Annotated in this window: 16 protein-coding genes and 1 pseudogene; 12 read left to right on the top strand and 5 right to left on the bottom strand. The window is 67.6% G+C overall.

Translation table 11 applies throughout. The features are described from left to right. Positions 1-38 precede the first annotated feature (38 nt). The 9 genes from acs to EJE94_RS11620 all read left to right on the top strand — a co-directional run bounded on the left by acs (position 39) and on the right by EJE94_RS11620 (position 11,368). Positions 39-2,021, top strand: a complete 1,983-nt coding sequence (gene acs, locus EJE94_RS11660; protein ID WP_121241667.1) for an acetate--CoA ligase — start codon at positions 39-41, stop codon at positions 2,019-2,021. A gap of 87 nt (positions 2,022-2,108) precedes the next feature. Next, positions 2,109-2,309, top strand: a complete 201-nt coding sequence (locus EJE94_RS11655; RefSeq protein WP_121241665.1) for a hypothetical protein — start codon at positions 2,109-2,111, stop codon at positions 2,307-2,309. Then, positions 2,310-5,066: a sensor histidine kinase gene (locus EJE94_RS11650; RefSeq protein ID WP_121241663.1), complete on the top strand. Its 2,757-nt coding sequence runs from the start codon at positions 2,310-2,312 to the stop codon at positions 5,064-5,066. Next, positions 5,059-5,475: a response regulator transcription factor gene (locus tag EJE94_RS11645; protein WP_306307971.1), complete on the top strand. Its 417-nt coding sequence runs from the start codon at positions 5,059-5,061 to the stop codon at positions 5,473-5,475. Before EJE94_RS11650 ends, EJE94_RS11645 begins: the two co-directional genes overlap by 8 nt. Before the next feature lie 7 nt (positions 5,476-5,482). Next, a complete protein-coding gene (locus EJE94_RS11640) occupies positions 5,483-7,669 on the top strand; it encodes a 3'-5' exonuclease (RefSeq protein WP_121241659.1) in 2,187 nt (728 codons plus the stop codon). A 3-nt stretch (positions 7,670-7,672) separates the two neighbouring features. Next, positions 7,673-8,740, top strand: coding sequence for a DUF294 nucleotidyltransferase-like domain-containing protein (locus EJE94_RS11635; protein WP_121241657.1), 1,068 nt, complete (start codon positions 7,673-7,675; stop codon positions 8,738-8,740). 6 nt (positions 8,741-8,746) lie between these two features. Beyond that, positions 8,747-10,195 (top strand): DUF294 nucleotidyltransferase-like domain-containing protein, encoded by a 1,449-nt coding sequence (locus tag EJE94_RS11630; protein ID WP_121241655.1) that lies wholly within the window; start codon positions 8,747-8,749, stop codon positions 10,193-10,195. Next, the gene (locus EJE94_RS11625) at positions 10,192-10,581 is read left to right on the top strand and encodes an RNA-binding S4 domain-containing protein (protein ID WP_121241653.1); all 390 of its coding nucleotides are present in this window, start codon (positions 10,192-10,194) and stop codon (positions 10,579-10,581) included. The genes EJE94_RS11630 and EJE94_RS11625 overlap by 4 nt, the downstream gene beginning before the upstream one ends. A 4-nt stretch (positions 10,582-10,585) precedes the next feature. Then, entirely contained in the window at positions 10,586-11,368 is a 783-nt protein-coding gene (locus tag EJE94_RS11620; RefSeq protein WP_121241651.1) for a glucose 1-dehydrogenase, read from the top strand. Here EJE94_RS11620 and EJE94_RS11615 read toward each other — a convergent pair whose 3' ends face one another. From EJE94_RS11615 to EJE94_RS14980, 5 genes are all read right to left on the bottom strand, one after another. Continuing rightward, positions 11,369-11,734 (bottom strand): TusE/DsrC/DsvC family sulfur relay protein, encoded by a 366-nt coding sequence (locus tag EJE94_RS11615; RefSeq protein WP_121241649.1) that lies wholly within the window; start codon positions 11,732-11,734, stop codon positions 11,369-11,371. Positions 11,735-11,812: 78 nt separating this feature from the next. Next, positions 11,813-14,731 carry a peptidoglycan-binding protein gene (locus tag EJE94_RS11610; protein ID WP_121241647.1) on the bottom strand — a complete coding sequence of 973 codons (2,919 nt, stop codon included), beginning with the start codon at positions 14,729-14,731 and terminating at the stop codon, positions 11,813-11,815. Between the two features lie 84 nt (positions 14,732-14,815). Then, positions 14,816-15,334, bottom strand: coding sequence for a DUF4760 domain-containing protein (locus EJE94_RS11605; protein ID WP_121241645.1), 519 nt, complete (start codon positions 15,332-15,334; stop codon positions 14,816-14,818). A 10-nt stretch (positions 15,335-15,344) separates the two neighbouring features. Next, the gene (locus EJE94_RS11600) at positions 15,345-15,722 is read right to left on the bottom strand and encodes a hypothetical protein (RefSeq protein WP_121241643.1); all 378 of its coding nucleotides are present in this window, start codon (positions 15,720-15,722) and stop codon (positions 15,345-15,347) included. 136 nt (positions 15,723-15,858) lie between these two features. Beyond that, entirely contained in the window at positions 15,859-15,987 is a 129-nt protein-coding gene (locus tag EJE94_RS14980) for a hypothetical protein (RefSeq protein WP_275540532.1), read from the bottom strand. A gap of 100 nt (positions 15,988-16,087) precedes the next feature. On the opposite strand from EJE94_RS14980, the gene EJE94_RS11595 reads away from it, so the two are divergent. The 3 genes and pseudogenes from EJE94_RS11595 to EJE94_RS11585 all read left to right on the top strand — a co-directional run. Next, entirely contained in the window at positions 16,088-17,278 is a 1,191-nt protein-coding gene (locus EJE94_RS11595; RefSeq protein ID WP_121241641.1) for a DNA recombination protein RmuC, read from the top strand. 64 nt (positions 17,279-17,342) lie between these two features. Then, entirely contained in the window at positions 17,343-18,806 is a 1,464-nt protein-coding gene (locus EJE94_RS11590; protein ID WP_121241639.1) for an OmpP1/FadL family transporter, read from the top strand. Positions 18,807-19,064: 258 nt separating this feature from the next. Further along, positions 19,065-20,730 (top strand): annotated as a pseudogene (locus EJE94_RS11585) (PD-(D/E)XK nuclease family protein); the annotation flags it as partial.

Raw genomic sequence — 20,730 nt, 5'->3', positions numbered from 1 at the left:
GGCCAGTCCAAAACATAAGTCTGAGAGGAGAAGTGCAGATGTCTACGATCGAGTCCGTGGTCCAGGAAACCCGCGTCTTCCCGCCCTCCGAGGAGACCGTCAAGAAGGCCACGATCTCCGGCATGGCAGCCTACGAGGCCCTGTGCAAGGAAGCCGAGCAGGACTACGCCGGTTATTGGGCGCGTCTGGCCAGGGAACACGTGACCTGGAAGACGCCCTTCACCAAGTCCCTCGACGAATCCGAGGCACCCTTCTACAAGTGGTTCCCTGACGGCACCCTCAACGTCTCCTACAACTGCCTCGACCGGCAGGTCGAGGCCGGCAAGGGCGACAAGGTCGCGCTGATTTTCGAGGCCGACGACGGCAAGGTGACCAAAGTCACCTACAAGGACCTGCTGGCCAGGACCGCCAAGTTCGCCAACGCGCTGCGCGCTCAGGGCATCAAGAAGGGCGACCGCGTCCTCATCTACCTCGCCATGTCCGTCGAGGGCGTGGTGGCGATGCAGGCCTGCGCCCGCATCGGCGCCATCCACTCGGTGGTGTTCGGCGGTTTCTCCGCCAAGTCGCTCGAGGAACGCATTCTCGATGCCGGCGCCGTCGCCGTCATCACCGCCGACGAGCAGTGCCGCGGTGGCAAGAACATTCCGTTGAAACCCGCCGTCGACGAGGCCCTCAACCTGGCCGTTGGCCACAACGTCAAGACCGTGTTCGTGGTCAAGCGCACCGGCGGTGCCTGCAACATGGTCGCCGGCCGCGACGTCTGGTACCACGACATCGTCGCCGGCCAGTCCGAGACCTGCGAGCCCGAGTGGGTCGACGCCGAGCATCCGTTGTTCCTGCTCTACACCTCCGGTTCCACCGGCAAGCCCAAGGGCGTCCAGCATTCTTCCGGCGGCTACCTGCTGCATGCCATCCTCACCAACAAGTGGACCTTCGACCTCAAGGACGACGACGTCTTCTGGTGCACGGCCGACATCGGCTGGGTGACGGGCCATACCTACATCACCTACGGCCCGCTCGCCTGCGGCGCCACCGAGATCGTCTTCGAGTCCGTTCCGACCTATCCGGATGCGGGCCGCTTCTGGAAGATGATCCAGGACCACAAGGTCTCGGTCTTCTACACCGCGCCGACGGCGATCCGTTCGCTGATCAAGGCCAACGAAGGCAACCCGGCCACGCACCCGCGTAACTACGACCTCAAGTCGCTGCGCATCCTCGGTTCGGTCGGCGAGCCGATCAACCCCGAAGCCTGGATGTGGTACTACAACAACGTCGGCGGCGGCCGCTGCCCCATCCTCGACACCTTCTGGCAGACCGAGACGGGCGGCCACATGATCACCCCGCTGCCGGGCGTCACGCCGCTGGTGCCGGGTTCCTGCACACTGCCCTTTCCGGGCATCCAGGCAACCATCGTCGACGAGACCGGCCACGAGTTGGAATGGGGCAAGGGCGGCTTCCTCGTCGTCAAGAAGCCCTGGCCGTCGATGATCCGCACCATCTGGGGCGACGCCGACCGCTTCAAGAAGTCCTACTTCCCCGCCGACTTCCAGGGCAAGCTCTATCTCGCCGGCGACGGCGCCATGCGCGATGCCAAGACCGGCTACTTCACCATCATGGGCCGCATCGACGACGTGCTCAACGTCTCCGGCCACCGCATGGGCACCATGGAGATCGAGTCGGCGCTGGTCGCCAACCCGCTGGTGGCGGAAGCCGCCGTGGTGGGCCGTCCCGACGACCTGACCGGCGAGGCCATCTGCGCCTTCGTCGTGCTCAAGCAGTCGCGTCCCAGCGACGAGGACGCCAAGAAGATCGCCAAGGAACTGCGCGATTGGGTGGGCAAGGAAATCGGTCCGATCGCCAAGCCCAAGGACATCCGTTTCGGCGAGAACCTGCCCAAGACGCGTTCCGGCAAGATCATGCGCCGCCTGCTGCGGGCGCTGGCCAAGGGCGAGGAAATCACCCAGGACGTGTCGACGCTGGAAAACCCGCACATCCTCGATCAGCTCAAGCAGAACGCCTGATCCGGAGTGGGGTAAAGTATCAGGAAACAATAAAAGGGGCGCCGCGGCGCCCCTTTTTTCTGAAGCCTGTTTCACGGGGGTGCGCCGATGTACCGATCCCGCCTGACCGCGCAGCGCCTCGCTGCCCTGTTCCTGCTCGGCTGCGTCCTCTTCAACTACCCGGTATTGGCGCTGTTCAACCGAGCCGCCAGCGTGCTCGGCGTGCCGGTGCTCTACGCCTGGATCTTCGCCGCGTGGCTGGCGCTGATCGCGGTCATGGCTTTCGTTATCGAGAAGCGGAGGGACTGAGTGCTCGCCGGCTGGGTTCTCGTCCTCGCCTCCTTCGCCTACCTCGGCATCCTCTTCGCCATCGCCTGGGTGGCCGACAGCCGCGCCGACCAGGGGCGCTCGCTGATCGCCAACCCGACGGTCTATGCACTGTCGCTGGCGGTGTATTGCACCACCTGGACCTTCTACGGCAGCGTCGGCCGCGCGGCGGCCACCGGCATCGGCTTCCTGCCGATCTATCTCGGCCCGACGCTGATGATGGCGTTGGGCTGGTTCGTCATCCACAAGATCATCCGCGTGGTCAAGGCCAACCGCATCACTTCCATCGCCGACTTCGTCGCCTCGCGCTACGGCAAGAGCCAGCTGCTCGGGGGCCTGGTGACGGTGATCGCGGTGGTCGGCGTGATCCCGTACATCGCGCTGCAGCTCAAGGCCGTCTCCAACAGCTTCACCATCCTCGCCGCCGCGCCCGAGATCATCATGCCGGCGCGGGCCGCCGCGGTGCCGCTGCTGCAGGACAGCGCGCTCTACGTGGCCATCATCATGGCCGCCTTCACCATCCTCTTCGGCACGCGCCACCTCGACGCCACCGAACGCCACGAGGGCATGGTCGCAGCCATCGCCTTCGAGTCGGTGGTCAAGCTGTGCGCCTTCCTCGCGGTCGGGCTGTTCGTCACCTACGGGCTCTACGACGGCGTCGGCGACATCTTCGCCCGCGCCCGCGAACTGCCCAACCTGGAACGCCTGCTGACCACCGCCGACACGGCCGCCGGCTACGGCAGCTGGGCCGCGCTGACCTTCCTCTCGCTGCTGTCGGTGCTGCTGCTGCCGCGCCAGTTCCAGATCGCCGTGGTGGAAAACGTCAACGAGGCGCACCTGCGCCGCGCCGTCTGGCTGTTCCCCCTCTATCTCTTCCTCATCAACCTCTTCGTGCTGCCCATCGCGCTGGGCGGCCTGCTGCATTTCGGCGTCGGCGGCGGGGTGGATGCCGACACCTTCGTGCTGACCCTGCCGATGGCCAACCAGAGCGAGGGGCTGGCGCTGCTGGCCTATATCGGCGGGCTGTCGGCGGCAACCGGCATGGTCATCGTCGAGACCATCGCGCTGTCCACCATGGTCTGCAACGACCTGGTCATGCCGTTACTGCTGCGCTGGGGCTGGCTGAGGCTGAAGGCGCGAAGCGACCTCTCCGGCCTGTTGCTGGAGATCCGCCGCTGGGCCATCGTCGTCATTCTCATGCTTGGCTATCTGTATTTCAGGCTGGCCGGCGAGGCCTACGCGCTGGTCAGCATCGGCCTGATCTCCTTCGCCGCCGTGGCGCAGTTCGCGCCGGCCGTGATCGGCGGCCTCTACTGGAAGGGGGCGACGCGCGCCGGCGCCCTCGCCGCGCTGCTGGCTGGCTTCAGCGTCTGGACCTACACGCTGCTGCTGCCTTCGTTCGCCAAGTCCGGCTGGCTGCCGGCGGATTTCATGAAGGTCGGCCTGTTCGGCGTCGAGCTGTTGCGGCCGCAGCAGCTGTTCGGCCTGACGGGTCTGGACGAGATCAGCCACTGCCTGCTGTGGAGCCTGCTCGCCAACATCGGCGCCTACATCGGCTTCTCGCTGGCGCGGGCGCCCGACGCGCGCGAGGCGCGCCAGGCCGGCCTGTTCGTCGATGCGCTGCGCGTCGAGGATGCCGGCAGCAGCTGGCGCGGACGCATCGCCGCCGGCGGTACCGCCGAGCAGGTGATGGAGCTGCTGGCGCTGGCCGGCCGCTTCCTCGGGCCGGACAAGGCGCGGGCGGCCTTCGAACGCCATGCGCGAACGCGCGGCGCGTCGTTGGCGGAGATGACGGCCGACGCCGACCTGGTGCATTTCGCCGAGAGCCAACTGGCCGGCGCCATCGGCTCGGCCTCGGCGCGGGTGATGGTGGCCTCGGTGGTCGAGGAGGAGCCGCTCGGCCTCGACGAGGTGATGAACATCCTCGACGAGGCTTCGCAGGTGCGTGCCTACAGCGTCGAACTGGAGCAGAAGTCGCAGGAGCTGACGCGCGCCACCGCCGAGCTGCGCGCGGCCAACGAGCAGTTGCGCGAACTCGACCGCATGAAGGACGACTTCATGTCGACAGTCACGCACGAGCTGCGCACGCCGCTGACCTCGATCCGGGCCTTCTCCGAAATGCTGCACGAGGATCCGGACATCGGGGTCGAAGACCGCATGCGCTTCCTCGGCATCATCGTCGGCGAGACCGAGCGGCTGTCGCGCCTGATCAACCAGATCCTCGACCTGGCCAAGCTCGAGTCCGGCCGCGCCGACTGGACCAGCGGCGAGGTCGACCTCGGTCAGGTCATCCTCGAGGCGGCCGAGGCGCTGAGCCAGCTCTACAAGGACAAGGGCGTGGCGCTGACGCTGGAGCTGGCGGAGCCCCTGCCGACCGTGCTGGCCGATCGCGACCGGCTGATGCAGGTGATGATCAACCTGCTGTCCAACGCCGTGAAGTTCGTGCCGGCGGAGACGGGCAGGGTAAAAGTCGGCGCCGGCGCCACGGCGATCGATGTACGCGTCTCGGTGGCCGACAACGGCCCGGGCATCCGGCCCGAGGACCGCGAGGTGATATTCGAGAAGTTCCGCCAGGGCGGGCAGGACGTGCTGACCGACAAGCCGCAGGGTACCGGCCTGGGGCTGCCGATCAGCCGCCAGATCATCGAATACTTCGGCGGCAGCCTGTGGCTGGAGAACGCGGAAGCGGGCGGGGCGAATTTCGTCTTCACCCTGCCGCTGCCGCCGGGCGATAATTGACGCAAACAAGCGGGCCCCCTCGAGGCGGCCCATCGGGAGGCAACATGACCAAAAAATACTCATCGTCGATGACGAGCCGAACATCGTCATCTCGCTCGAGTTCATGATGAAGCGCGAGGGCTTCGAGGTGGCGACCGCCGCCGACGGTGACGCCGCGCTGGCGCAGGTGGCGGCGTTCGCCCCGGATCTCGTGCTGCTCGACGTGATGATGCCGAACAAGTCGGGCTACGAGGTGTGCGAGATCCTGCGTGCCGATCCGGCGCGCGCCGGCCTCAGAATCGTCATGCTGACCGCGAAGGGCCGCGAGACCGAAGTGGCCAAGGGCATCGCCCTCGGCGCCGACGCCTACGTCACCAAACCGTTCTCGACCAAGGATCTCGTCGCGCAGGTCAAGTCGCTGCTCGGGTGATCGCCGCATGAACGCCAAGACGCGCTTCGCCCTCGCCGTGGTCATGCTCGGCCTGCTGATGACCGGGCCTTTCCTGCTGACCGTGGGCGTCCTCTGGGCCGACCTCGGCGCCGACGAGCGCGCCGGCTTTCTCGCCGCCATGGACCGCTGGCTGCCGATCGGCGGCCTCATCACCATCGTCGCGCTGATCCTCGGCCTGCAATTGCTGCGCGCGCTGTTCAGGCAGTACGTGCAGGGCCTGATGGCGATGGCCGAGACGTTGCGGCTGATGCTCGGCGCCAATCGCAACTTCCGCGTCACGCTCGACGGGCCGCCCGAGGTGCAGGAACTGGCACGCGCCGCCAACGATCTGGCGCAGCAGCGCGACGCCCTGCTCGGCGACGTCGAGGCCCAGATCGGCGAGGCCAAGGCCTCGGTCGAGGCCGAGAAGAACCGGCTGGCCGCGCTGATGTCGGAACTGGCGCTGGGCGTCGTCGTCTGCAATCTCGACGGCCGCATCCTGCTCTACAACAATCGCGCCCGCCTGCAGTTCGTGGCGCTGGCGCAGGGGCCGACCTCGATGAGCGGCGGTGCGCTGATCGGGCTCGGCCGTTCGATCTTCTCCATCCTCGAGCGCGCGCAGGTCGCCCACGCCCTCGAGAACATCCGCCAGCGGCTGCAGAAGGGCAGCGCCGAGTCCGTCGCCCACTTCATCACCACCACCCGCACGGGCCAGTTGCTGCGGGCGCAGATGGCCCCGGTGCTGCGCACCGAGGCCGAAGGACTCGCAGCCGGCGGCGACGACTGCCGCATCACCGGTTACGTGCTGACCATCGAGAACATCACCAAGAGCTTCGAGCGCGAGGCGCAGCGCGACCAGGTGCTGCAGCAGCTCACCGACGGTTCGCGCGCCGCACTCGGCAACATCCGTGCCGCCGTCGAGAACCTGATCGAGAGCCCGGACATGGAGCCGGCCTTCCGCGAGCGCTTCCTCGGCGTCATCGACGACGAAACCCGGCGCATGAGCGAGCGCCTCGGCAAGACCATGAACGACTTCGCCGACTCGCTGAAGACGCGCTGGCCGCTGGAGGACGTGCTCGGCATCGACGTCGTCGCCGCCGCCCAGCGTCGCATCGAGGATCGCCTCAAGCTCGCCACCAAGTCCGAGTCGCTCGACGACGCGCTGTGGATACGCGCCGACAGCTTTACCCTGATCCAGGCCATGACCTTCCTCGCCTCGCGCCTGCAGGACCACTACGACATCCGCGAGTTGCGTTTCCGCCTGCTGGCCGAGGGCAAGATGGCCTTCATCGACCTGATCTGGTCGGGCACGCCGGTGTCGTCGGAGACGCTCTACACCTGGGAACTGGAGCCGATGCACGTCGCCGGCGAGGTCAGCCCGCTGACGCTGCGCGATATGGCCGAACGCCACGGCGGCGAGATATGGTACCAGCGCGACAAGGCCGCGCACCGCGCCTACTTTCGCCTGGTCTTGCCGGTGGCGGATACGCCCGAGGTGCAGCATGTCGAGAGCTTGCCGCACGCCCGCTCCGAGAGCCGCCCCGAATACTACGATTTCGACCTGTTCAACTTCAGCGACACCCGCATCGACCTCGATCGCAAGCTGACCGAGGTGGCCTACTCGGTGTTCGACACCGAAACGACCGGCCTCGAACCCTCGGCCGGCGACGAGATCATCCAGATCGGCGCGGTGCGCGCGATCAACGGGCGTCTGCTGCGCCAGGAGGTGATCGACCAGATCATCGATCCGCGGCGGCCGCTCAAGCCCGAAGGCATCCCGATCCACGGCATCACCGAAGACATGGTGCGCGGCCAGCCGACCATCGACGTGGTGCTGCCGGTGTTCCACGAGTTCTGCGCCGATACCGTGCTGGTGGCGCACAACGCCGCATTCGACATGCGCTTCCTCCAACTCAAGCAGGAGAGCACCGGCCTCGTCTTCGACCAGCCGGTGCTCGACACCCTGCTGCTGTCGGCGGTGATCCATCCCAACCAGGAATCGCACAGGCTCGAGGCCATCGCCGAGCGCCTCGGCATCAACGTCATCGGCCGCCACACCGCGCTGGGAGACGCCTTCGTCACCGGCGAGGTCTTCCTCAAGATGGTGCCGCTGCTCGCCGACATGGGCATCCATACGCTGCGCGAGGCGCTGGCGGCCGCCGAGCAGACCTACTACGCCCGGGTCAAGTACTGAGCGATGAAGGCGCCGGCGGCGGTCGCAGTCCACGATCCCTGGGTCGAGCGCGCCGAGACGCTGGCGCGGCGCTTCGCCTCGGCGCGCGACGTGGCGACGCTGGCGCAGCTGGCGCCGGATATCCGCGCCATCGCCGCGGCGATGATCGAGGACGATGCCGGCGGTGGCATCCTCGGCCGCACCCTGGCCGCGCTCAACGACGCGCTGGCCGTGCGTGCCATCGGCCTGGCGGCGGCGCGCCAACGCTTGCCGGCGGCTTCATGGTGCTGGCTGGCCATGGGTTCGGAAGGCCGCCGTGAGCAGACCTTCGTCACCGACCAGGATAACGGCATCGTCTTCGCCGCGGCCGACCACGCCGAGGCCCGTTCGTTGCGGCCGCTGCTGCTGGCCTTCGCCGGCGAGGCCAATGCCGCCCTGGCCGCGTGCGGCTTCCCGCTCTGCGACGGCGGCATCATGGCCGGGCAGGACGGCTGCTGCCTCTCCCTGGCCGAATGGCGCGAGCGTTTCGTCGGCTGGGTGCGCACGCCGGATCCGCAGGCCCTGCTCAACGCCAGCATCTTCTTCGACTTCCGTCCGCTGCTGGGCGAGGCGCGGCTGGCCGCGGAACTGCGCGGCTTCCTCGCCGAATTCACGCGCGGGGCCGATCCCTTCCTGCGCATGCTCGCCGGCAATGCGCTGGCGGCCGAGGCGCCGCTGGGCAAGGTGCGCGACTTCGTCGTCGAGGATGGCCGGATCGACCTCAAGAAATTCGGTTCGCGCCTGTTCGTCGATGCCGCGCGCATCCTCGGCATCGGCGCTGCCGATCCCGCCACGGCGGCGCGCTTGCGCCTTGCCGCGGCGTCGGGGCGCATTACGGCGGGCGAGGCCGAGGCGGCGGTGCATGCCTTCCATCACCTGCAGCGCGTGCGCCTGCAGCAACAGCATCTCGTGCTCGCCGGCGGGCAGCCCGCCGACAACCGCATCGACCCCGACGCCCTCAACGAATTCGACCGCCGCGTCCTGCTCGAATCGTTCAAGCAGGCCCGCCTGCTGCAGCAGCGGCTGAAGACCCTGTTTCGCATCGAAGGATGAACCACCATGTCTGAAACTCCCCAAGGCGCCTATCGCCCCAACCTGCACAGCCCGCTCGCCGCCCTGGTGCGGAAGAAGCCGATCACCGCCACGCCGGAGACGCCGCTGCGCGAGGCGGTGCAGGCGATGTCGGAAAACCGCGTCGGCTCCATCATCGTCGTCGAGCCCGAGAGCGGCCGGCCGCTCGGCATCTTCACCCTGCGCGACCTGCTGCACCGCGTCGCCGCCAAGTCATGCGACCTCGACCAGATGGTGATGTCGGTGATGAGCGGCAGCGGCTTGCTGATGCTCAACTGGCGCTCGACCATCTACCAGGCGGCGCTGGTGATGGCGCGCCACGGCGTGCACCACGTGATCATCGTCGATGCCGCGGGCAAGCTCGCCGGCATTGTCTCGCAGGAGGATATCTACGAACTGCAGAGCGGCGGCGGCAAGGCGATATCGAGCGCCATCCGCACGGCACGCGACATGAACGCGCTGGTAGCCGCGGCCGAGGGCATACGGCGGCTGGCCGTCGGCATGATGGCCGAGGGCGGCGCGGCCGAGCCGCTGACCCAACTCATCTCCAACCTCAACGATCACCTCACGGTCCGCATCGTCGAGCTGACGCGCGCCGAGTTTTCGCTGCCCAAGGTCGAATGGTGCTGGCTGGCTTTCGGTTCCGAGGGGCGCTTCGAACAGACCCTGTCGACCGACCAGGACAACGGCTTGGTGTTCGCCGCGCCGGCGGCCGAAGCGGCACAGGTGCGCGAAGCCTTCCTGCCCTTCGCCCGCGTCGTCAACGAGCGTTTGGCGCTGTGTGGCTTCCCGCTGTGCAAGGGCAACGTCATGGCCAGCAACCCGGAACTGTGCCTGTCGGTCGACGAGTGGCACGGCAAGTTCGAGGGCTGGATACGCGCCAACAGCCCGCAGGCGCTGCTCGACGCCACGATCTATTTCGATTTCCGCGCCATCTACGGCGAGGAGGACCTGGCCGAGCGGCTGCGCGAGTGGGTGTTGAAGCGCGTGCCGGGCGAGGCGCTGTTCCTGCGCCTCATGGCCGTCAATGCGACCCAGGTCGAGCCGCCGATCGGCTTCATCCGCGACTTCACCTTCGACAAGAACCCGGACTACCCGCACACCCTCGACCTCAAGACCAACGGCGCGCGGCTGTTCGTCGATGCCGCGCGCATCCTCGCCCTGGCCAATGGCGTGTCCGAGACCGGCACCGCGCAGCGCCTGCGCGCGTTGGCCGAGCGCGGCAAGCTCGGCCGCGACGACATCCACGCGGTCATCGACGGCTTCTTTTTCATCCAGCAGCTGCGCCTGCGCAACCAGCAGGACGACAAGTCCGAGGGCGCGGCCAACCGCATCGATCCGGATGCCCTCAACGAGCTCGACCGGCTCGTCCTGCGCGAGGCCTTCAAGCAGGCCAAGAAGCTGCAGGGGCGACTGCAGCTCGAGTATCGCCTTTGAGCGAGGCGCCGGCGCGCCAGCGCCTCGACAAATGGCTGTGGGCCGCGCGCTTCTTCAAGACGCGCAGCCTGGCCACGGCCGCCGTCGCCGGCGGCAAGGTGAAGCTCGACGGCGTGCCGGTGAAGCCGGCGCGCGAAGTAAAGCCCGGTGATGAACTGGAGATCGCCGTCGGTGACCAGCGCTGGACTGTCGTGGTGCGCGGCCTCAACGAGCAGCGGCGGCCGGCGCCGGAAGCACGGCTGCTCTACGAGGAAACGGCGCAGAGCCTGGCCCGTCGCGCCGAACAGATGGAACTGAAGAAGCTCGCGCCGGCGCCGGGCGCGGAACTGCGCGGCCGGCCGACCAAGCGCGCCGGGCGCATGATCCGCCGCTTCTCCGACGGGTGAACCGATGAACGTGCGCCAGATGTTCGACCTGACCGGCAAGGTGGCGCTGATCACCGGCGGTTCGCGCGGGTTGGGGCTGCAGATCGCCGAGGGGCTGGCCGAGATGGGCGCAAAGTCGGCGCTGGCGGCACGGCGGCAGGACGCGCTCGATGCCGCCGCCGCCCGCGTCGGCGCGGCGGGCGGCGAAGTGCTGACGGTCGCCGCCGATCTCACGGCCGGCACTGCGCCGGCGGCCATCGTCGATGCCGTGCTGGCGCGCTACGGCCGCATCGACATCCTGGTCAACAACGCCGCGACGAGCTGGGGTGCTCCCGCCGAGCGTCATCCGCTCGAGGCCTGGCGCAAGGTCATGGCGCTCAACCTCGATGCACTGTTCGCGCTGACGCAGGAGGTGGCGTGGCGCGCGATGATTCCGCAGCGCTCGGGCGCGATCCTCAACATCGCGTCGATCGCCGCGCAGGGCGGCAATCCGCCCGAAATGGAATTCTGCACGGCGGCCTACAACGCCAGCAAGGCGGCGGCGGCCAACCTGACGCAGAGCCTCGCGACCGAGTGGGGCCGACACGGCATCCGCGTCAACGCGCTGGCGCCGGGGTTCTTCGCGACGAGGATGTCGCATGGCCTGCTCGACACGATCGGGGCGCGAGTCGTCGCCGCGACGCCCCTCGGTCGCCTCGGCGGCGACGACGACCTCAAGGGGGCGGCGGTCTTCCTTTGCTCCGACGCTGCCCGCCACGTGACCGGCCAATGCCTGGCGGTCGATGGCGGGATGTCTTGCAGTTACTGATCAGTGGCTGCTGCCGAACGAGGGATCCAGAGTACCTTTCGGCAGCGGCAGGCCGGCAATGCGGCTGGCTTGCGCGATGGGCCCGCGGGGAAACAGTTCGTAGAGCCGGCGACGGTCGACATGGTCGAACAGCTTGCGCTCGAGGTCGCGCAACAGCGTGCCGGCACTGACGGCATCGCCCTGGTCGCGGAAGCGCTGGCGCAGGTAGAAGATCACCAGCCAGTGATCGTCGTCGAGGGTCAGGCCTTCCTGTTCGGCCAGACGCGCGGCCACCAGGGGCGACCAGTGCGCGAGATCGAACATGTGGCCGTCGGGATCGGTTTCCGCCAGCCGCTGGTTGCTCAGGTATTTATTGACGTCGAGCATGATGGGTCTCCTCTGTCGTTGGGGGTGAATATGCTATTGATAGCACGAATACCCGAGTAATCAAGTAGAGAATTCGATCTAATACCCCACCAGGTCATCCACCGGCAGCTTCAGCGCCGCCGCGCCGGTGATCCGCTTGAGCGTTTTGTCGATCATCTCGACATTGTTGTCGAAACCGCCGTGGGATGCGTCCGCCTTCCTTTCCTCCATGTCCGGTCCATGGCCGATGCGGGTCACGATCTTCCGTTCCGGGTGGATGGTCAGGCGCTCGGCAATGCCGTGGGTCTCCATGGCCGCGCGCCAGTTGAGCAGGTCTTCGGCAGTGGCCGCCGCGCCGTCCCAGCCCGAGTAGTCGGGGTCGTAGACATTGGCGAGGCCGAGGACCGGCATGCGCTTGTCGGCCTCCAGCGCGTTGGAGACGAAGTAGAGCAGGGACTTGCGGTACACGAAGGCGACGTTGTCGTCCTGCTCGATGTCGTCGGCGAGGATGTCGAGGTGCAGCCGCTGCATGATGTCCGCATGTGGCGCGTAGTGGCGATTGGCGAAGCCCACGGTGCAGGCCGGTGCGTAGAGGTGCGCCGACTTGACGCTGGCGATCAGGTCCTTCTGCGCCAGGCAGCCGAGCAGCCGCCCCAGCGCGATGGAGCCGGCCGAATGGCCGACCAGGTGCAGCTCGAACTTGTCGCCCCAGCTGCCGGCCAGCGCGCGCAGCGCGTCGGTCAGCAGGTCGCCGCCGCGGCCGCTGGCCGAGGCCAGCTCGGCGTTTTCCTTCATCTCGCTCCACAGCGGGCGGGCGAAGGGGCGGCCGATGGTCTTCTCGATTACCGGGTCGGTGAGCTTGTCGGTGATCCAGTCGAGCGGGCCGCCCGCCAGACCCGCAGGCCGCTCGGCCGCCTTGTCTTCGAGGATGGCGGAGAACGCCTCGAGCAGGCCGCTCTTCCACACCAGGAACAGCGGATAGCAGCCGTTGCCGAGGAAATAGCGTCCCATCGCCCGGGCGCGCTTGATCGCGTCGTCTTCGCTGTTGAGGCCGCCGTGCACGTAGAGCACCAGCCGCTTCTTCTCTTCCGCGTTCTCGCGGAACCATCTGTCCGGCAACACGCAGGCCTGGTTCTGCAGGGTGCGGGTCACGCCGTCCACCGTGTCGAAGCGATCGACATGGCCGTTGTTGCCGAGCACGATGCTGTGCTCGTAGGCCTTGTCCTCGCACCACCAGTCGGCGCCAGTGCCGGCCATGGCCGCGGTGCCGGCCATGCCGGCACCTGTGGCCAACCGCCCCGACACCACGCCCGGCACGCCCAGCGCCGCCACCCACGCATCCATCGCATGCGCCAGCCAGTCGGCATAGCCGATCACGGCGAAGCCGCCGGCGCCCCAGTCCTTGCCCCAGGAGTTCTGGATCACGAAGCCCGTGCGGTTGAAGCCCACCAGCGCGAAGGCGTGGCCGCCCTTGCGCGAAGGCCTGCCGTCATAGGCGATCACCGGCAGGTCGGCATGTTTCGCCGGCGGCTTGGCGGAAGGCTTGATCGCGTCCCAGCCCTTGTGGGTGTAGGCAGAGACGAAGATAGCCCCCACCTCGCGGATCGCCGCCTGCAGATCGGTGATCGCCTTCGGCTCGACGCGGTAATACACCCCCAGCGTGCGCTCCACCGCATCGCCGTCCCAGCCCGCCAGTGGCAGCGAGTCCTGCCCGGGCTCATAGGGCCAGCGCGATGCGACGCAGACGCCGTTGTGATACCAGCCCTTCAGCGCGCCGCGGCAGCTCGAACCGTCGTAGTCCTCGCCCTCGTATTCGTCGTAGCGCCGGGCGAACTGGTAGAGCATGCGCGGGCTCACCGACTCCAGCTTCTTCGGCATGCCGGCGCCGCGCCAGCGCAGGTAATTCACCACGCAGGCCAGGCCGAAGCCGGTGCATGCCCCCTCCTGTCCCTGGTCCAGCACCAGGCCGGCCTGGGTGTAGGCGCCCATGAAGCGCCTGATGTCCGCATCCTCCGGAAACAACTGCGGCAGGGAAACCGGCGGCGGCTGATAGGGCCGGTCGCGCAGGTCCGTCGCATCGGGCGTCACGTTCAGGCTGGCGCGCCGTGCCGCCGGCGCCGGCGCGGTGCGTCCCGACGGGAACTTTTCGGGCGGCGCGACCGATCCGGGCTTCGCCATCTTCGCAACGCCAACCATCGGTACCGCCGCCAACGCCTGACGCGCCGCGCGGAAGGTGTCGGAAAAGCGCTCCAGCCCGTGGCTTCCGCCGTTCACCACCCTGCGCGCCACCTTCAGGTCGTCCTTCGCCAGCGCCTTGGTCAATGCCGCCCTGTTGGCGTCGAGATAGGCCGCCAGCAGACAGGCCGCGACCTCCGGCGCGCTGGCACAGTCCGGGTTGTCGGCGAGCGGAATGCCGAGCACCTTGCCGTATTTCTCGTAGTTGGCCCGTCCGGTGAGCTGGACGAAGCCCCGCCCGCGAAAACGCGCACCGTCTCCCGGCTGCGCGTTGCCCAATCGGCCGTCATAGGCGCTAAAGGGTGGCTGGCCGGGCAGGGTGTTGAAATGCGAGGGCAGTTCGGCGATGGGCACGAAGCCTTCGGTCTCGGCGCGTATCGTGCCCAGGGCCGACGCCACCATGTCGGCGTCGGTAAGCTTGAAGGCAGCCAGTGCCGCGGCGACATAAGGCAGGTTGCGGGCGATGCTCGACGTGCGGGTGTAGGGAAACAGCTTGCCCACCACGGCCGCGTCGACGCGCACGGAAAAAGTCGGCGCTGGCGATACGCCGAGCACGGCCAGCGTCCGCGGCCCGGCGATGCCGTCGGCCACCAGCCCCACCCGCGTCTGCCAGACGCGCAACGCGGTTTCGGTGTCGGCGCAGAATTCGTCGCCGGCCGTCAGCCCCGCGTAGTCCGCCGCATCCTTGCCCAGCGCCTTGCGCAGGGTCTTCTTCAAAGCGGCAATCTCCTTGCCGGCATTGCCGCGCATCAGCAGCAGGGTCCTGGTTTTTGCGCTATCCATGGTTGGCCCTCCATTTCGATCAACGAACTACGCACAAAAAACTTCCCTGGCCTATCCGGCCGTTTTCCTTTCGGGGCGGCCTACCTAACGGCGACAGTCCTTCTTGACGAACTTCTCCAGCGCTTGCGCCAGTGTCGGGTCGTTGCGCTTGTTGCGTTCCTGCTGAATGAAGCGGAAGTGCAGCTGAAAGAAAGCCTGGGCGTCGCTGCAGAAGAATGCCCTAGCGGTCGCCGCATCGCAGATGCTGGCGCGGGTACAGGCCTCCACCGATTCCAGGAAACTGATCAGCGAGAAGATGTCCGATTCGAGTTTCTCGTCGCGGATGGTCTTAAGCACGAAATTCTCGTAATCCGGCACGCTGCGCTTGAGGCGGGCGATGAGCTCGTCCTCGCGCGGGGTCCACACGGCGTCGAGCTTGACCCTCACATCATGAATGGGCGCCTTCAGGTAGCGATCGACATAGGAAAGCGTGTCCCGGGTGTGGTCCGCCTTGTCCTTCTGCAGGTACTCGTAGAGACCGAAAGCGCTGCCGCCGACGACCGCGACGATCTGGACGATGGTGGCCGCGGTGCTCCAGAAGTCCTTCTGATCCTTGAGTGGCATCGATGACCTTTCAGTGTTGACATTCGGGCAAGTCGGGGCGGATATCGCAGGGGTTGACCACCGCTTTGTTGCACTCGGGAAGGTCCTTAATCTTGCATGGGTCGATTACCGCTCCGGCGCCTCCCTCTATCGCGTCACCCCTGGCGTTCTCCTTCGCCCGCTCCATGTCCGCAGGTTGCTTTGCCGATTTCTTCTTTGTTGCGGCCTTCTTCTCCGGCTCGGCAGGAGCCTGCGGCATCTTGGCCGCCGTTTCGGGCACGGCTTCATTCCATCGCCCGGCGTCCGGTGCCGGTGTCGCTGCAGTGACTTGCCCAACAGCAGCGCAGGCGAAAGACAGGCCCGCTACGTAAGCCATGGGGATGAGCAGCTTCATCGCGGTCTCGGTCATGGCGGCCCTTTCTGCGTTACTCCGATATCGATCCCAAGCCGGCGTGTAATGCATTTCGATTAATTAAAGGACATATTGCGTCGGGAGGCAAGGCGCATTTCGCCTGACGCACCAGACGCCCAAAGGGCCGCTACTACTATCGGAATAGCTCGACGACGGCGAGTGCGCAGTCGGCGATGCCGGTGGTGCCTGCGCCGGTGCCCGATCCGTGGCCTTGGCGGCTGTAGTGTGAGAGCCGCTTGTTGATCGCGCCGTAGTCGAACAAACCGCCTCATTCTGCGGACAGCCCCCGGACCCGCCGGTAGAATCGCGGCATCGCGGGCCTCGGTGTGGTGGGCTCGCAACGGGAGGATCTCTTGGACTTGATGCTGGCCTTCATGGCAGGTTTGCTGATCGGCGGCGGGGCGGTGGCGTGGCTGCTGATCGCGCGCGAGCGCGCGTCGCGTTCGGCGCGGGACGAGTTGGCCGACACCTTCAAGGCGCTGTCGAGCGCGGCGCTGGAAAGCAGCAATCGCGCCTTCCTCGACCTGGCCAGGCGCACGCTGGAGCAGCAGCAGGACGCGGCGCGCGGCGACCTGGAGCGGCGCCAGCAGGCCATCGGCGAACTGGTGGCGCCGGTGAAGACGACGCTGGACAAGTTCGAGGCCCAGATCGGCGGCATCGAGAAGGCGCGCATCGAGGCCTATTCGACGCTGTCGGAGCAGGTGCGGCAGATGGCCGAGTCGCAGGGCCAGTTGCGCCACGAGACGGCCAACCTGGTGAAGGCGCTGCGGGCGCCGCACACGCGCGGGCGCTGGGGCGAACTGCAACTGAAGCGCGTGGTGGAAATGGCCGGCATGCTCGACCACTGCGACTTCTTCGAGCAGGAAAGCACGGACACGGAAGAGGGCCGGCTGCGGCCCGACATGATCGTGAAGCTGCCCGGCGGCAAGAACATCGTGATCGACGCCAAGGCGCCGCTGGCTGCCTATCTGGAGGCGCTGGAAGCTGCCGACGAGACCGAGCGCCGCAAGAAGTTCGCCGACCACGCGCGCCACGTGCGCGACCACCTGACCAAGCTTAGCCGCAAGTCCTACTGGGAGCAGTTCCAGCCGTCGCCGGATTTCGTCGTGCTGTTCCTGCCCGGGGAGACCTTCTACAGCGCTGCGCTCGAAGCCGATCCCTCGCTTATCGAGCAGGGCATAGAGCAGCGCGTGATCCTCGCCACGCCGACCACGCTGATCGCGCTGCTGCGCGCAGTGGCTTACGGCTGGAAGCAGGAAGCACTCAACGAGAACGCCCAGCGCATTTCGGTGCTCGGCCGCGAGCTCTACGAGCGCATCGCCGTGCTGGCCGACCACTGGGGCGCGGTCGGCAGGAACCTCGGCGAAGCCGTCGCGGCCTACAACAAGGCCGTGGGTTCGCTCGAGAGCCGCGTGCTGGTCAGCGCGCGGCGTTTCCGCGAACTGGGCGCCGCGCCGGAAGGCAAGGAAATCAGGGACCTGGCTCCGGTCGAGGTGCAGGCGCGCAGCCTGCAGACAGCAGAATTGGCGCAAACCCCCGAGGCTGAGAAATAAGCGCATAATAATTTAATAAAAATCTAATATTTACCTGACAGCGGACACCGAGGAGGGGGAAAGCATGTCACACGGCAAGGGAAGGGGATTTGTGGCGTTCGTCGGGCTGGCCGCGGTAGCGGCCTCGGCTCACGCCACCAACGGCATGAACATGGAGGGCTACGGCCCCATTGCGCTGGGCATGGGCGGCGCCTCGATGGCCTACGACGTCGGCAACGCCGCGATGATCAACAACCCTGCCACGCTGGCCCTGGTCCAGCCGGGCACCAACCGGCTGGCGCTGTTCGTCGGCGGCCTGATGCCCGAGGTCTCGGCCAACGGCCGCGATTCCTCCGCGACCTCGTTCGTGATGCCCGCAGCGGGCTATGTCCGTCGCGGCGACAAATTCACCTGGGGCATCGGCATGATGGCTCAGGGGGGCATGGGTACCGATTACAGCAACGGCGCGTTCTGGGGAAATCTGGCCCCGACGGGGCCGGGGGTGCTGGACATGGCAGGCGGCATCGCCCGCCGCAATCTTTCCGAGGTCGGCGTCGGCCGCGTGCTGCTGCCCATGGCGTATCAGGTATCGGACACCTTCAATATCGGCGGCAGCATCGACTTCGTCTGGGCCGGCATGGACATCAAGTGGCTCGTCGACGGCGCCCACTTCGGCGACATGATGGCCGGCTCGCGTGCCTTCGGCACCGTTTCCGGAAACATGGTCACCACCATGCAGGGGATGATGGGACCGGCGGGGATCCGTTCCGTCGGCTGGGGCTATTTCGATTTCAACGAGGAAGGCCAGTTCTACCAGAAGGCGACCGGTACCGGCTGGGCCGGCAACATCGGCTTCACCTGGAAGGCGACACCCGCGCTGAGCTTCGGCGGCGTCTATCACGCCAAGACCAGCATCTCGGACCTGCAGACCGGCAGCGGCGGCGCCAGCGTGAGTTTCAACGTCGATTTCGCCGGCGCCTCGCAGACCATCCCGGTCGCCGGCAAGGTCAACATCAAGAATTTCCAGTGGCCTGAGACCTACGGCATCGGCCTGGCCTGGCAGGCCGACGATCGCTGGCTGATCGCCGCCGATTACAAGCGCATCAACTGGGCCGACGTCATGCGCGAGTTCCGCATGGTCTTCCAGGCCTCGACCGGCCAGGCGAACCCCATGGCCGCGGCCTTCGCCGGGACGCAGCTCAACATGATCTACGAGCAGCGCTGGCAGGACCAGAACGTCATCATGCTGGGCGCTGCGTACAAGGTGAGCGATGCGACGACGCTGCGCTTCGGCGCCAATCTCGCCGACAATCCGATACCCGAGCGCTACATGAGCCCGCTGTTCCCGGCCATCATGAAGAACCATCTGACCTTCGGCTTGGACTACGCGCTGGACAAATCCGCGACGGTCCGCGGTGCCCTGAGTTACGCACCGAAGGTCAACGCCACCAACGACTGGGGCAGCATCTGCCCGGCGGGCGCGTGCTCCAACCAGTCCGTCAGCCACGAACAGATCAACTGGCAGCTCTCCTACGGCTATCGTTTCTGAGCGGATTTCCGTCAGGCTCATCCTGTCGCCGCCAGGCCGCCCCAAGGCGACAGGCGCCCCCCCGTGGTGGGCAGCGAACGCAGTGTGCGTGGTGGGCTCATCTCTTGAGCCTGACCGGATCGAGAATGGCCTCCGTCATCCACGGAGGCCATCATGTCCCAAAACCAAACCGACGCCATCGTTTTCTGGATCACCGCCGTTGGCGGCCTGATCGCGCTGCTGCTGCCGCGCCTGAGCTGACGCCATATACTCCGGGCGATGCCTGAAATCGTCCATGGCCTGGCCGGGCTGGCGCAACTCGCCGCCGGCGGTCGGGCCGCCATCCTCTGTGCGACCCATCGTTTGACGCACCAGCTGCGCCAGGCGCATGGCCATGCGCAGGGTGCGGCCGGGCTCGCACGCTGGCCGGCGCTCGAAACCGCCACCGTCGCGCAATGGTGCGCCGCGGTCATACGGCAGGCCTTGCTCGCGGGCGAGCTGCCGGTGGAACTCGCGCCGCGGCTGATTCTCTCGGCGACGCAGGAACGCGCGCTGTGGGAGGACGTCATCGTCGCCGCCGAAGGCCTGGGCGGCGGCGACTTCTATGACCATGCCGGCCTTGCCGCTGCCGCCGCCGAGGCCAATGCGCTGATCGAGGCGTGGAAGCTGCGCCTGCCCGACGATGCCGCTGCCGGCGACGGCGAGACCGCACGCTTCCTTGCCTGGCGCGAGCGCTTCCGCCGCCGCTGCGCCGAACAGCGCTGGCTCGAGCCGGTACGCGGCCTGGAGTGGCAGATCGACGCCATCGCCCGGGGTGCCTGGCGCATGCCCGCCACGGTCGTCTTCGCCGGCTTCGACCGGCTGCCGCCGCAGGAGGCAAAGCTTGCGCGCGTGCTGGCCCAACGGGGCATCCGCGTGGTCGAACTGCGCATGGAGATGGAACAGCCGGGTGCCGCCGGCGTGCTGGCCTGCGACGACCGCCGCGGCGAATGCCGTGCCGCGGCCGCCTGGGCCGCCCGCATGCTGCAGCAAACGCCAGGCACGCATCTCGGCATCGTCGTGCCCGAACTCGCGGTCATGCGCGAACAACTCGCCGACCTCCTCGACGAGGCATTGCAGCCGGGCGCTCTCGCGCCGGCCCGGGCCGAGGCGCCGCGTCCCTACGACTTCTCGCTTGGCACGCCGCTCGTGCGCGAGCCGCTGGTGCGCACGGCCCTGGAACTGCTTGCCATCGTTACGGCCCGCGGTCGCGTCGAGCAGGCACGCCTAGGCGAGCTGCTGCGCGGGCCCTGCTGGTCGGCCGTGGCCGAGGGCGACGCGCGTCATCGCCTCGAGGCGCGCATGCGCGAGAAGCTCCCGCCCGAGATCACGTCGGGTCGGTTGATCCGCTTCGCCCGGCGCGAGCAGGAGAAGGATGGCGGCCTGTCCGTGCCGCGGCTGCTGCAGCACCTCGAGGCATTGCACGCCTGGAGCGCACCGGCACGGCTGCTGCCTTCGCGCTGGGCGCAACGCTTCGGCGAACTCCTCGCCGCGGCCGGCTGGCCCGGCGACCGGCCGCTCTCCAGCCGCGAATGGCAGGCGCGGCGGGCTTTCGCCGAGGCGCTGGAGAGCCTCGGCGAACTCGATGTGGTTCTGGGAAAACTCGGCGCCGGCGAGACGGTGATGCGGCTGCGCCACCTCTGCGGCGAACGCATATTCCAGGTCGAAGCCGGCGACGCGCCTGCGGTGCGGGTGCTGGGCCTGCTCGAGGCCGCGGCCGAGCCGCTCGACGGGCTCTGGGTCATGGGCATGAACGAGCAGACCTGGCCGCCGCCGCCGCGGCCCAACCCCCTGCTGCCAGCCGACCTGCAGCGCCGCGCCGGCACGCCGAACGCGTCGGCCGAGGTGCAGGTCGACTTTGCCCGCCTGGTGCAGCGGCGGCTGCTGCGCGGCGCGCCGCAGGTGG

It is taken from the genome of Sulfurisoma sediminicola (assembly GCF_003865015.1).
Lineage (GTDB): Bacteria > Pseudomonadota > Gammaproteobacteria > Burkholderiales > Rhodocyclaceae > Sulfurisoma > Sulfurisoma sediminicola.
The sequence above is the reverse complement of the archived record's forward strand: the minus strand, read 5'-3'. Positions and strand labels throughout refer to the sequence as shown.